Annotated in this window: 13 protein-coding genes; 5 read left to right on the top strand and 8 right to left on the bottom strand. The window is 29.6% G+C overall.

Going from position 1 to position 12,551, the window contains the following annotated elements; all coding sequences use genetic code 11:
• Positions 1 to 15: 15 nt before the first annotated feature.
• The 8 genes from RN605_RS07645 to RN605_RS07610 form a co-directional block, all read right to left on the bottom strand.
• Positions 16 to 1,752 (bottom strand): APC family permease, encoded by a 1,737-nt coding sequence (locus tag RN605_RS07645; RefSeq protein ID WP_313323792.1) that lies wholly within the window; start codon positions 1,750 to 1,752, stop codon positions 16 to 18.
• Positions 1,753 to 1,891: 139 nt separating this feature from the next.
• Entirely contained in the window at positions 1,892 to 3,295 is a 1,404-nt protein-coding gene (locus tag RN605_RS07640) for a hypothetical protein (RefSeq protein WP_313323791.1), read from the bottom strand.
• Positions 3,285 to 3,833 (bottom strand): RNA polymerase sigma factor, encoded by a 549-nt coding sequence (locus RN605_RS07635; protein ID WP_313323789.1) that lies wholly within the window; start codon positions 3,831 to 3,833, stop codon positions 3,285 to 3,287. Before RN605_RS07635 ends, RN605_RS07640 begins: the two co-directional genes overlap by 11 nt.
• A gap of 24 nt (positions 3,834 to 3,857) precedes the next feature.
• Positions 3,858 to 4,238, bottom strand: coding sequence for a hypothetical protein (locus RN605_RS07630; protein ID WP_313323787.1), 381 nt, complete (start codon positions 4,236 to 4,238; stop codon positions 3,858 to 3,860).
• A gap of 118 nt (positions 4,239 to 4,356) precedes the next feature.
• On the bottom strand, positions 4,357 to 6,513 hold the full coding sequence (locus RN605_RS07625) for a polyribonucleotide nucleotidyltransferase (protein ID WP_313323786.1): 2,157 nt from the start codon (positions 6,511 to 6,513) through the stop codon (positions 4,357 to 4,359).
• Between the two features lie 137 nt (positions 6,514 to 6,650).
• Entirely contained in the window at positions 6,651 to 6,920 is a 270-nt protein-coding gene (rpsO, locus tag RN605_RS07620; RefSeq protein WP_313323784.1) for a 30S ribosomal protein S15, read from the bottom strand.
• A 128-nt stretch (positions 6,921 to 7,048) separates the two neighbouring features.
• On the bottom strand, positions 7,049 to 8,275 hold the full coding sequence (locus tag RN605_RS07615) for a cation:proton antiporter (protein ID WP_313356332.1): 1,227 nt from the start codon (positions 8,273 to 8,275) through the stop codon (positions 7,049 to 7,051).
• A gap of 70 nt (positions 8,276 to 8,345) precedes the next feature.
• Positions 8,346 to 8,801, bottom strand: a complete 456-nt coding sequence (locus tag RN605_RS07610; RefSeq protein WP_313323781.1) for a GAF domain-containing protein — start codon at positions 8,799 to 8,801, stop codon at positions 8,346 to 8,348.
• A 70-nt stretch (positions 8,802 to 8,871) separates the two neighbouring features.
• Between RN605_RS07610 and xrtF the strand changes: the two genes are divergently transcribed.
• Genes xrtF through RN605_RS07585 form a run of 5 tightly spaced genes read left to right on the top strand, consistent with a single transcriptional unit; the run spans position 8,872 to position 12,543 of the window.
• Positions 8,872 to 9,426: an exosortase family protein XrtF gene (gene xrtF / locus RN605_RS07605; protein ID WP_313323779.1), complete on the top strand. Its 555-nt coding sequence runs from the start codon at positions 8,872 to 8,874 to the stop codon at positions 9,424 to 9,426.
• Entirely contained in the window at positions 9,404 to 9,853 is a 450-nt protein-coding gene (locus tag RN605_RS07600) for an exosortase F system-associated membrane protein (protein ID WP_313323777.1), read from the top strand. Before xrtF ends, RN605_RS07600 begins: the two co-directional genes overlap by 23 nt.
• A gap of 31 nt (positions 9,854 to 9,884) precedes the next feature.
• On the top strand, positions 9,885 to 10,715 hold the full coding sequence (locus RN605_RS07595) for a restriction endonuclease (RefSeq protein ID WP_313323776.1): 831 nt from the start codon (positions 9,885 to 9,887) through the stop codon (positions 10,713 to 10,715).
• 1 nt (position 10,716) lies between these two features.
• Positions 10,717 to 12,072, top strand: a complete 1,356-nt coding sequence (locus tag RN605_RS07590; protein WP_313323774.1) for an MBL fold metallo-hydrolase — start codon at positions 10,717 to 10,719, stop codon at positions 12,070 to 12,072.
• Between the two features lie 54 nt (positions 12,073 to 12,126).
• On the top strand, positions 12,127 to 12,543 hold the full coding sequence (locus RN605_RS07585) for an HYC_CC_PP family protein (RefSeq protein WP_313323772.1): 417 nt from the start codon (positions 12,127 to 12,129) through the stop codon (positions 12,541 to 12,543).
• Positions 12,544 to 12,551 lie beyond the last annotated feature (8 nt).

Below are 12,551 nucleotides of genomic sequence, written 5' to 3'. Positions count from 1 at the left end.
AAGTGATTTTTTTTTCTACATAATTAATCTAACACCATTTAGCTCAGAAACTCTATAAGAAAATCGATCTCCAGGTGAACTGATAAACATAAAATTAGTTGGGATTTTCCACTTTTGACTCAATTCTTCAATTAAATCAGGACCAAATTTTCCTTCTAATTGAATGTATTCAAGCTTGATTTCAGGATATGCTCTATCTAAAGCATTAAAATCGCTCATAAAATCCTCTGAAACTTGCTTGTTTTCATCAACTATAGTTACAATTTTTAGTTTTTTTGTTATTTCATTTTCTTCAACATAAAGTATGGCTTTATTCAATTGTGAAATATTATCACCTTTTGAGAAATAAACAAATTCTTGTTGAGTTAAACGGTTGATTTTCTTTGTTAATAAAACTTCTCCAATACGAGCGTGTTTTTTAAAAGAATCTATAAAGCTTTTTATAACTACTAAAAGATATTGAAGAACAAATTTTCTGTTTAATAATAAAAAGATTAATACAATCGACGGAACAAAATATTGAAGAAATACAACTAAATATTCAGGGTGTAATTTTATGTTTCCATAAATGGCGACAATAATTGCAAATATTGCTATTGCTACTACATAAGGTTGCGCGTATTCTGGGCGTGGTAATTTTGAACGTTTTATTTTTAGCAAGAAATTACCAAAACCAAAATAAGCCATTACTGCAAGAAATGACATGGTGTAAACTCCAGCCAATGGTCGTAATTCACCATTTGTAATTAACAAAACGGATACACATAATAAGAAGAATACAAATAGAATTCTTGGAGAACTGCCGCTTTTATTTTCTTTTATAAGTGCTTGAGGTAGTATTCTGTCTAATGACATGCGTTTCATTAATCCAGAAACACCAACATAAGAGGTTAAAACTGCACCACTCAATACTAAAACCGCATCTATTGAAATTAAAGTTCCAAGATTTGAACCTCCAGTTATACTTCCAAGATGTGAAAGTAATGTTTCTTGATGTTGACCCACTTCAATCATAGGAACTACACCGATAATTACCAAAGCCATTAATGGATTTATAACACTGACAGCAATCCACATATTTCGTAATGTTTTTCTAAAAACACCTTTGTCTTGTTCTTCTACAAAATTTGCTGAACTTTCAAAACCTGAAATACCTAACATTGCTGTACTAAAACCTAAAAACAATGCCACAGGAATACTTCCGTTTATAGGTTGTTTGAAATTAACTGACATTATGCTAAAATCATTTGTATAAGCAAACCAAATTCCGCTTCCTATAAGGAATAACATTGATGCTAGATGAAAAACAAATATAAAAATAGCCACATTAGAAGATTCTTTTATTCCGGCCATGATTAGCAGTAAAAAAAATGTCAAAAGACCAATTGTTGCCCAAAAAACAGAAATTGAATCTACTAAACTATGAAGATAATGCATTGCTTCACTTGCTGATAATACTGCTGTTGCCATATAAGAAAGAATGGTTAAACAAGCAGCGATTGAAGCATTACTTTTAGAAGTTGTATTTAATAAAATATTATATGCACCGCCATTTAGAGGTAATGCACCAACAGCTTCACCATAAATTTTTCGGAATAAATATAAAACTCCTGCAACTATTAGTAGCGAAATCCAAGCATATTGTCCTGCATACATTATGGCTAAGGCTGAAACATATAAACACGATGAAGTAATGTCGTTTCCACATATTGCTGTGGCAGCGAATTCTTTTAGTTTTTTGTGGGTACTCATTAGGGATTTTTAATGATAATAGAAATCCAAAGATAATATTTTTATATTTAAATAGTTTCCAAAAAAAACAAACTTGCCAAATGAACAAACCTATATTTCGAAAAATTTAAAAACACAAAAGTTTGTATCAATATAGAAATTAGTTATTCAAACTGTATCTTAAACCTGTTCTTATTACAAAAGAATATGGTTTTACAGAATTCTTGCTATCAAAAGTGTTCAAGTGATAGTTAAAAATTGGTTCCACAATGATTTTCAATCTTTTGTTTAATTTATAGTCAATTCCTAAGCCAAGATTAGCTGTGAAATTTATTTTCATCAAATTTGAAGTTTCTCCAATGAATTGACCAAAACCATTTTTAGTTTTTGCATAAATTTCATTTTTATTGAGGATTAAAAAACTAAAACCTGCAATTCCATTTATCCCAAATTTTGAATTTATCAAGTTGTATTTAATATCTAATGGAATTTCAGAATATGATATTTCTTGAGTTAGTTCCATTGTTTCAGAATTATTCGAATCTAAGTATATTGATTGATTTAAAGTGTTTGGGTTATAATTGATAAAAGAATAGTTTGTTGTATTTATGAGTACATTTGAAGTGGTTAAGCTATAATTAGTGATTCCATATCCAATTCTAAACGAAATTTTTTCAAACAAATTACAACTTAATCCAAATCCAAAACTAGATTTAATGTTCGATTTTTTAGCATTATTGTCAAGTCTGTTATCTAAAAAAGATTTATTTGCCATAGTATTGTAAAGTGTAGGCGACACATAGATGTCTATTTCAAATTTTCTATATTTAACACTACTGTCTTTTTTAGTTGTATTCTCAGGTAACATTTTTATATTTTTAATTTTCTCTTTCTTTTTAGAAACAGAATCAATTGCCGTTTTACTTGATTTTTTTGTAATGGTGTCTTCTAACTTATTAAAGCTTTTTAAATCTAATTTTGTTTCTTCTTGATTTTCATTAATATTAATTTCTTCTTTTATTTCATTATTAATTGAATTGTTGGTTGAAAAAAACGTGTTTTTGTTATTTACAGAAGAAATTAATGATTTTGAAATATGTTTTTTTGATTTATTATTTTTCGTTGAATTAGTTTCTCTATTTTTTTTTGATTTTTTGGCGCTGTTATTATTTTTAAAACTTTCCTGATTGGTTTTTTTATTTTGAGCATTTTCGATAGAATCTTTATCAATTGAGTTGTTATTTTCGGTTACTGAATAATTTTCAATAGTATTTGAATTAATATTGTTCTCATTATAATCAATATCTATGGTTTTTAAAGTTGAATTATTAGTATCAACCTGATTTTCTTTTTTTGATGAATTGAAATTCAAGTAAGTTTTGGTCGAAAAGACTATAAAAATTAGAAATAGAGGTGTAAACCAAAACCAAAAGAGAATAATTCTTCTTTCTTTCTTTTTCTTCAATTCAAGTTCAATATTTTCCCAGACTTTTTTGGATGGAATATTATCTAATTTTTCCAAATTAGTTTTATAAAATTTTCCTATATCATTTTTAGATTCCATTTATAACTTGTTTTTGATTGAATTCTAAAATTTTATTTTTTAAGATTGCTTTTGCTTTATGTAAATTTGATTTCGAAGTTCCTTCGGAGATTGAAAGCAATTTTGCTATTTCACTATGAGAATAATCATCAAGTTCATAAAGGTTAAAAACCAATCGATATTGATTTGGTAGTTCTTGAATAAATTGTAGTAATGAATCAAGAGATATTTCTAAATTGGATAAAGTTATTTCTTCATCCATTACTTTAAATATTCCATTTTCAATCGGATAGTTTTTGATTGTTTGCTTGAATTTAGAAATGGCTTTATTTATTGTAATTTTTTTCATCCATCCTTCAAAACTTCCTCTATTTTTATATTTAGAAATGTTAGAGTAAATTTCTAAAAATGAATCATGTAAATTATCTTCCGCATCGTTAAATGAATTACAATATTTTAAACTAAGATTGAATAATTGGTTTGCATAAATATCATATAGTGCTTTTTGATGCACTAGATTATTTTTTTTACAACCATTAATTATTTCTTCTAAAGTCAATTTGCTAAATGTCTAAAACATTAATTATAATTTATTAATTTCAAGCGTATTTTCACAATATGAACCTTCAATTCCTGTAGTTTTTGTTCTTATTACTCCTGTTATAAAATTATTTCCAAAGTGAATTGTTGCTTCATTTGTGTTTTGTCCGTCAACTATTGATATATCTCCAGATATAACTTCCCATTCCATTGTTGAATAATCAAAACTGGTAGAATTTGTATAAATATAAGATGTATTAGTTTTTACTAATATTCTGCCATCAATATCACAACAAGTCGCAACTCCAAATACACAATCTTCATCTTGATCATATAAATAGGAATCATCCGCTTTATCGCGAGAACAATTAATCGATAAAAATAGAATTAAAAAAGTTATTAAAATGTGTTTTATTTTTTTCATGATTTAAGGTTTTTATAAATAATAGTACACAAAACATGAAAAGGTTGCCTTATTAAATAAAAAAAAACTCCAATCTATTAAAATTGGAGTTTTATAATGAATTAATAATACTAGTTTACTAACCTTTTGGAGCGTCTTTTTTCTCTTCTCTTGGTGGACGAGGTAAAAGTTGTTTTCTAGAAACTTTTTCTTTTCTAGTTTTTGGGTCAACGCCAAGGTATTTCACCATAAATACATCACCCATTTTTACAACATCGGCAACATTTTCTGTTCTTTCCCAAGCAAGTTCTGAAACGTGAAGTAATACTTCGTTTCCTGGAGCTTTTGTGTATTCTACTACTGCACCAAAATCAAGCATTTTAATTACTTTTACTTCATATGCTTCACCAACTTCTGGTTTGAAAACAATAGAGTCTATTTTTGCTAAAACTTTTGCAATTCCATCTGGATCTGTACCTAATATTTCAACAACTCCTTGTTCATCAACTTCATTAATAACAATAGTTGTTCCTGTAGCTTTTTGTAATTCTTGAATCACTTTTCCACCTGGTCCAATTAATGCACCAATGAAAGCACCAGGAATTGTTCTTGTAATGATTTTTGGAGCATGTTTTTTAACATCATTTCTAGGTGCAGCTATTGTTTCAGTAAGTTTGCCTAAAATATGCAAACGTCCTTCACGAGCTTGGTCTAAAGCTTGCTCCATGATATCATAACGCAATCCGTCAATTTTAATGTCCATTTGACAAGCAGTAATTCCATCAGCAGTTCCAGTGACTTTAAAATCCATATCACCTAAATGATCTTCATCACCTAAAATATCTGATAAAACTGCAAATTTTGAACCATCAGTAATTAATCCCATTGCGATACCAGAAACTGGTTTCATCATTTGAACTCCAGAATCCATCAAAGCCATTGTTCCAGCACAAACAGTAGCCATTGAAGAAGAACCATTTGATTCTAATACTTCAGAAACTATTCGTATTGTATATGGACAATCAGCAGGAATCATATTTTTTAATGCACGTTGTGCCAAGTTTCCATGACCAACTTCTCTTCTTGAAGTTCCTCTTAAAGGTTTAGCTTCTCCAGTTGAAAATGGGGGGAAATTATAGTGTAAATAAAATTTTTCTTCACCTTGTTCGCTAGGCGAGTCAATTTGATTTGCTTCTCTAGAAGTTCCTAAAGTTACAGTTGCTAAAGCTTGAGTTTCTCCACGAGTAAATAGAGATGAACCGTGAACTCTTGGCAAATAATCAACTTCACACCAAATTGGTCTGATTTCAGTAGTTTTTCTTCCATCTAAACGAATTCCTTTTTCAAGGATTACGTTACGAACAGCTTCTTTTTGAGTTTTGTAGTTGTATTTAGAAACTAATTCAGCTAAATCTGCATTTTCAGCATATTCTTCTTCAGTGTATAAAGCTTTTACTTCTTCTTTAACTACTGCAAATTTTTCGCCTCTTTCACTTTTTGCTGAAGCTTCTTGAGCAATTGCATAATATTTATCATAAGAAGCTGCTTTTATTTTTGCATAAACAGTTTCGTCTTCAACTTCTCCTTCATATTCTCTGTATGCTGGCGAACCAACTGCTGCTCTTAAACGTTCTTGTGCTTGAATTTGAACTTTAATAGCTTCGTGTGCAAATTTAATTGCTTCAACCATTTCTGCTTCTGAAATCTCTTTCATTTCTCCTTCAACCATGGCAACAGAATCCATTGAAGCACCAATCATCATGTCGATGTCTGATAATTCTAATTCAGTTCTGCTTGGGTTGATTACAAATTTTCCATCAATACGTGCAACACGTACTTCTGAAATTAAATTGTAAAATGGAATGTCAGAAACAGCCAAAGCTGCCGATGCAGCTAAACCTGCTAATGCATCAGGCATAACTTCTTCATCGTGACTCATTAACTGAATCATTACTTGCGTTTCAGCGTGATAATCATCTGGGAAAAGTGGACGTAAAACACGGTCAACAAGACGCATTGTTAATACTTCACTATCGCTTGGACGCGCTTCTCTTTTGAAAAATCCACCTGGAAATCTACCAGCTGCTGCAAATTTTTCACGATAATCTACTGTTAAAGGTAAAAAATCTACTCCTGGATTTGCTGTTCTAGCAGATACAGCTGTTGCTAACAACATTGTATCACCACATCTAACTACTACTGAACCATCTGCTTGTTTGGCTAATTTGCCTGTTTCGATGGTAATCGTTCTACCATCGCCTAAATTGATGGTTTCTTGGGTTACTTTTGGAATCATAAAATTTAATTCTGTTTTAAACAATTAGGTTAGTTGTGTTGTTGTTGTAGTTGTTTGTAACCCAATGAAAAACCGAAACTTTTCTTTTATTTATTTTAAAAACAAAAAGAGGCACTTTCGCACCTCTTTATTATTGATTATTTTCTAATATTCAATTCTTTGATAATCTCACGATATCTGTTGATATCTTTTTTCTTTAAATAGTCAAGTAAGCTTCTTCTTTTACCTACTAACTTTACTAACGAACGCTCAGTGTTGTAATCGTGACGATTCGCTTTTAAGTGACCAGTTAAATGGTTAATTCTAAATGTGAACAATGCGATTTGTCCTTCTGCAGATCCTGTGTTTTCTGCTTTTCCTCCGTGTTTAGCGAAGATTTCTGCTTTTGTTTCTTTACTTAAGTACATGCAAATATTATTAAAATGATTATTATGTATGAATTTGGATTTTCCTAATTCGGTTGCAAAGGTAAAAATATTTGTCAATTATGACTACTAATTATGAAAAAATATTTCACCAAATTTTAAAAGCAAAACTATTTTTCAACCAGTAAAAATGCTCTTTTCAATAAAAAAGGAGTGCATATTGTTGTGAAAACTCCCATTATAACTAACATTGAAAATATTTCCAATGAAATAATTCCTGCCTTAAAGGCAATGTTTGCAATAACTAATTCCATAATTCCGCGAGCATTCAAACCAATTCCAATTGCTAAAGCAGTTTTTTTATCTTGTCGTGCAATTCTACTTCCAAAATATCCGCCAATTATTTTCGAGGCAAATGAAACAACAATTATTAGTATCAATAATGGATAATTATGAATGGATGAAAACTGAAATTCAAGTCCAATTCCTGCAAAGAAAATAGGAGCAAGAAACCCCATTGCCATTCCGTTTGTAGTATTGTGAATTGTGTTTAGATGTTTTTCTCCAACTAACTCTTTGGAAATTAACATTGATGCAAAAAAAGCTCCAATGATAAAATGCAAACCAATACTTTCGGTGATTGTAGCAAATATTAAAACAAAAACAAAGAAAATAGCAAACAAGGATTCTTTTCCTTTTAAAAAATTCAAAATTTTGTTCAACTTATCTTCTATGAAATTTTCCTTTCTCGAAAAACGTTCAATTAATTTATAAAAAGCAATAATCAAGAGCACAAAGAAAGTTAGTTTTAAAAGTGTAAAAAATACAGTTTTTCCAATGTTTATAAATGATAGTTCTTCATCTTTTAAATCTAAAATAATCCCAAGTATTGATAGCGCTAGAATATCATCAAAAATGGCAACAGAGATAATTTTTTGTCCCAATGTGCTATTAAGTTTTCCAAAATCCATAAGAATTCGGATGCTTACAGGCAATGCTGTTATTGCAATACACAAACCAACAAAAATGGTTGCCATAATGTCTAACTCGAAAAATTTTCCAAGAAAAACACCTGAAAAGAATGGGATAAAAAAGGCAGAAAGAGAAATAACAATATTTCTACCTTTTAGTGATTTGACGATTCCTTCAAAATTAATTTCGAGTCCTGCTAAAATGATTAATAAGAATACACCAAGTTCTGAAATTACTTTTAATTCTTCGGTTCTATGAATGAAATTTAAAATGGTTGGTCCAAGAATGACACCAGCTATAATTTCTCCAATTAAAGCAGGTTGTTTGAAACGTTCCATTATTTCGCCAAAAAATCTTGCTAGCACTAATAAAATTAGGAGGTTAGCGAAAAAAGGTAATTCTAAAAAAGGAACATTAAAATGCATTTTTATGTTTAATAAAGATTAATTAAAAAACGCATCAAATATAGACAAAGGAATGAAGCAGAAATGATGTTTAAAATAATTTTGCAACTTCTTGATTAACGAATTCTAAAAAGCGTTCGTCGGCTTCAGTAAATGGATCAATTACATGACTATCAATGTCAATTTGACCAATATTTTTGCCATCAACAAAAAGTGGAACTACAATTTCAGATTTAACCGTAAAACTGCAAGCGATATAATTATCTTGAGCAGAAACATCAGGAACAACAAAGTTTGCATTTGACTCAGCAACTTGTCCGCAAATTCCTTTTCCGAAAGGAATTACAGTATGGTCGGTTTCTGCACCAACATATGGTCCAAGATGTAGTGTTTTTGAATCATGATTTGCAAAATAAAACCCAACCCAATTGTAATAAGAAACCGAATCGGATAAAAATTGGCAAAGATTTTTAAGTTTCGTGTCTCTGTTAATTCCGTTTTCAGTTAGTATTGTTACTACTTGCGGTTTTAAATTTTCTAATTTCATTTTTCAAATTTTATGCAAAAGTATTTAAAGAAGCGATTATATTTTATATAAATTTGTTAAAAATTCAGCTTTGAAAAAACTACTTCTTCAATACAAACCATTTCTTCTATTTTTAGGCAAGTTTTTTTTAAGTTATTTGATTTTAACCTTGATTTACCAAACTTATCTAAATCAATTTGATGTAAAAAATGCCGAAATTGATGGTTTTACTAACAGTGTTGCAAAGCAAACAGAATTAGTCTTATCATTGTTTGACGACCAATCCTATACAATGCCACATCTTACTGAACCAAGTGTTAAGTTGTATTATAAAAACAAATACATTTCCAGAATTATTGAAGGTTGTAATGGATTGAGTGTGATGATTTTATTTGTTGCTTTTGTGATTGCTTTTAGCGGAAAATTCAAAAACACTATCGTTTTTATTCTTTTGGGTTTGGTTGTAATTCATGTCTTAAACGTCTTGAGAATTGCTCTTTTGAGTGTTGCTTTGTATTCATTTCCAGAGTATGAACATTTTTTGCATGGAGTGGTTTTTCCTTTGGTAATTTATGGTGTTGTTTTTCTTTTATGGGTAATTTGGGTTAATAACTATTCTTCTTATGCTAGAGTTTCTAAAAAATAACAAGTCAAAAGTTATCTATTCTTCAATTCTAATTTTACTTTTAGTATTGATTAGAGTGTTTGAAAACCAATTGTTTTACGACCCGTTTTTAAATTATTTTAAAAGTGAATATGCTAATTCACCTTTTCCAAAATTCAATATTTTTAAACTTTTTTTCAGCTTAGGGTTTCGGTTTTATTTGAACATGATTATTTCGCTTGGATTACTTTATGTTCTTTTTGATGATAGAAAAATAGTGAAGTTTTCAATCTTTCTTTTTATGGTTTTGGGTTCAATTCTATTAATAAGTTTCTTTTTTGTGCTTACTTTTTTTGCCGAAGAAAGCAAAATGACCTTGTTCTACATCAGACGATTTTTAATTCAACCAATTTTTATACTGCTTTTTATTCCAGCTTTTTATTATCAAAAAATAACTAAACAAGATTAATTTTTGTAACTTTAGTATATAAATACTGAGGATGAAAATTATCAAACAATCTGGTCAAGTTGTCGATTTTAATATTCAAAAACTAAAGCATTCGCTCTTAAAATCTGGTGCAAGTATTGAAACAGTTGAGAAAGTATTGGCACAAATAGAAAGTCAACTTTATGAAGGAATTTCAACAAGAAAAATTTATAAACTTGCCTTTTCATTATTAAAAAAATCTGCAAAATCTCATGCAGCAAGATATAATTTGAGAACAGCTATTCAACAACTTGGACCAGCAGGTTTTTATTTCGAAAAATTTATTGCAGAATTATTTTCTTCGGAAGGTTATTCATCAAAAACAAACCTTTTTTTGAATGGAAAATGTATTTCTCACGAAATTGATGTTGTAATTAAAAAGGATGACCTGATTTCAATTATTGAATGCAAATTTCATAGTACAAACGATAAAGTCACAGATGTTAAAGTTCCCATGTATATTTTGTCGAGGTTTAATGATTTAAAAAGTCAAAAACATTCAATTTTTTCCAATAATGATGAAGTTTCAAAATGCATAATAGTTACAAATAACAGATTTACATCGGATGCAATTGCATTTGGAACTTGCTCAGGATTACAATTATTAAGCTGGGATTATCCTGCTGAAAACTGTTTAAGAAAAAAAGTTGATCGTGATGGTTTGTATCCAATAACGTGTTTGACAACCATTTCTTCTGCTGAAAAAAGTAAATTGTTAGAATTAGGTCTAATCTTAGTTTCACATTTAATAAAAACTCCTGATTTGTTGAGTAAAATTGGAATCAGTCAAAAGCGTAGTGTAAATATTTTAAGAGAAGCAACAGAACTTTGTAATTATATTTAAAATGAAAATAAAATTTATTGGTGGAGCAGGAAGAGTTACTGGTTCAAAAACATTAATTGAAAGTAATGGAATAAGAATTCTAATAGATTGTGGTTTATTTCAGGGAATAAAACCTTTGCGCGAACTCAATTGGGAACCATTGCCAATTTTGCCTTCAACTATTGATTTTGTTTTGTTAACTCATGGTCATCTTGATCATTGCGGTTGGTTGCCAAGATTAGTCAATCAAGGGTTTTCTGGAAAAGTATATTGTACAAGTCCAACAGCTGCAATTTCAAAATTAATTTTATTAGATAGTGCCAAAATTCAGGAAGAAGAAGCCGAAAAGGCAAATGAAGAAAAGTATTCAAAACATGATCTAGCTGAACCTTTATATGATGTAAGTCAAGCAGAAAAAGTTTTTCCTCATTTTAGAATTATTAAAGAAAATGAAGAAATAAATCTAGATACTGAAATTTCTGCAGTTTTCAAAAATGCAGGCCACATTATTGGCGCTTGTTCCATAGAGCTAAAACTTGAGAACAAAATTTTAGTTTTTTCAGGCGATATTGGAAGAGATAATGATGTATTGATGTATCCGCCAACTAAACCTAAAAAAGCTGATTATGTATTTTTAGAAAGCACTTACGGCAATAGAATTCATCCAACAGAAGACACGAAACTATTTTTAGAAATGTTTATCAATAACACATATCATAATCACGGAACTGTTTTGATTCCAAGTTTTGCTGTTGAAAGAGTACAAACATTGATGTTTTTGTTATGGCAACTAAAAAAAGAACAAAAATTGCCTGATATTCCATTGATAATTGATACGCCAATGGGAATAAATGTATTGGATGTTTTTCAAAAAAACACTTCTTGGCACAAGTTAAATGCTTATGAGTGTGAAGAAATGTGTAAAATTTTTACTTTTATTTCCGACTATAAGGAAACCATCGATACAATTTATAATCCAAAACCAAAAGTTGTAATAGCTGCAAGCGGAATGATTACTGGAGGAAGAATTTTGAGTTACATGGAAGAATATATTGGAAAACCTGAAACTTCTGTGATTATTGTTGGCTATCAAGCAGAAGGAACGCGAGGCAGAAAATTATTGGAAGGTGCAAATGAAATTAAGATTTATGGAAAATATTATTCTGTGAATGCTAAAATTTTAGAAATAGAAGGTCTTTCGGCTCATGGCGACCAAAATGATTTAATAAATTGGTTATCAGATTTAGAAACTAAACCACAAAAAGTATTTCTTGTTCATGGCGAAAATCAGCCTGCAGATGAACTTCGTATAAAAATAAAAGAAAAACTTGGCATTGAATGTTCTATTCCTTTAATGGGACAAGAAATAGAAATTTGAAAAAATTAATTATAAATTAAGAACTTAAAAATCAACTTATAGTATCTTTGCGCTATGATTTTCAAAAAACAACTAAGTGTTTTAATAGCATTTCTGGTATTGATTTCCAATTCTGGACTGGCTTTTAATGTACATTTTTGTGAAGGAAAAATAGCTTCTGTAACTTCAGTTTTTTCAAAAGAAGAAGTTTGTAAAATGCCGGTTGAAGTTGAAAAACCATGTTGCGCAAAATTAGAAACTACTCATAAAAAATGTTGTTCAGATAAAGAAGTAAACCTAAAAGACGACATCGAAAAAGTACTGGTTAAAATTTCATTCGATACTAATTTTATTCTTGTTTTCAACGGGTTTACTCCTTTAGAAATCAATCAAATTGCTTCAAAAAAATCCAATGACAAGATTGTTTACAACTGCGATGCTAATGCGCCGCCATTATACAAACTCTACTGTCAATACACATTTTACTCATAATTTTAATT

This window comes from Flavobacterium sp. PMTSA4 (assembly GCF_032098525.1).
Taxonomy (GTDB): Bacteria; Bacteroidota; Bacteroidia; order Flavobacteriales; family Flavobacteriaceae; genus Flavobacterium; species Flavobacterium capsici.
This window is presented reverse-complemented; position numbering and strand designations above follow the sequence as displayed.

Excerpts from the sequence above, each read along its gene's own strand:
- RN605_RS07645 (WP_313323792.1), bottom strand. The coding sequence starts at position 1,752 with ATGAGTACCCACAAAAAACTAAAAGAATTCGCTGCCACAGCAATATGT.
- RN605_RS07640 (WP_313323791.1), bottom strand. The coding sequence starts at position 3,295 with ATGGAATCTAAAAATGATATAGGAAAATTTTATAAAACTAATTTGGAA.
- RN605_RS07630 (WP_313323787.1), bottom strand. The coding sequence starts at position 4,238 with ATGAAAAAAATAAAACACATTTTAATAACTTTTTTAATTCTATTTTTA.
- RN605_RS07625 (WP_313323786.1), bottom strand. The coding sequence starts at position 6,513 with ATGATTCCAAAAGTAACCCAAGAAACCATCAATTTAGGCGATGGTAGA.
- rpsO (WP_313323784.1), bottom strand. The coding sequence starts at position 6,920 with ATGTACTTAAGTAAAGAAACAAAAGCAGAAATCTTCGCTAAACACGGA.
- RN605_RS07615 (WP_313356332.1), bottom strand. The coding sequence starts at position 8,275 with ATGCATTTTAATGTTCCTTTTTTAGAATTACCTTTTTTCGCTAACCTC.
- RN605_RS07610 (WP_313323781.1), bottom strand. The coding sequence starts at position 8,801 with ATGAAATTAGAAAATTTAAAACCGCAAGTAGTAACAATACTAACTGAA.
- RN605_RS07600 (WP_313323777.1), top strand. The coding sequence starts at position 9,404 with ATGCTAGAGTTTCTAAAAAATAACAAGTCAAAAGTTATCTATTCTTCA.
- RN605_RS07595 (WP_313323776.1), top strand. The coding sequence starts at position 9,885 with ATGAAAATTATCAAACAATCTGGTCAAGTTGTCGATTTTAATATTCAA.
- RN605_RS07590 (WP_313323774.1), top strand. The coding sequence starts at position 10,717 with ATGAAAATAAAATTTATTGGTGGAGCAGGAAGAGTTACTGGTTCAAAA.
- RN605_RS07585 (WP_313323772.1), top strand. The coding sequence starts at position 12,127 with ATGATTTTCAAAAAACAACTAAGTGTTTTAATAGCATTTCTGGTATTG.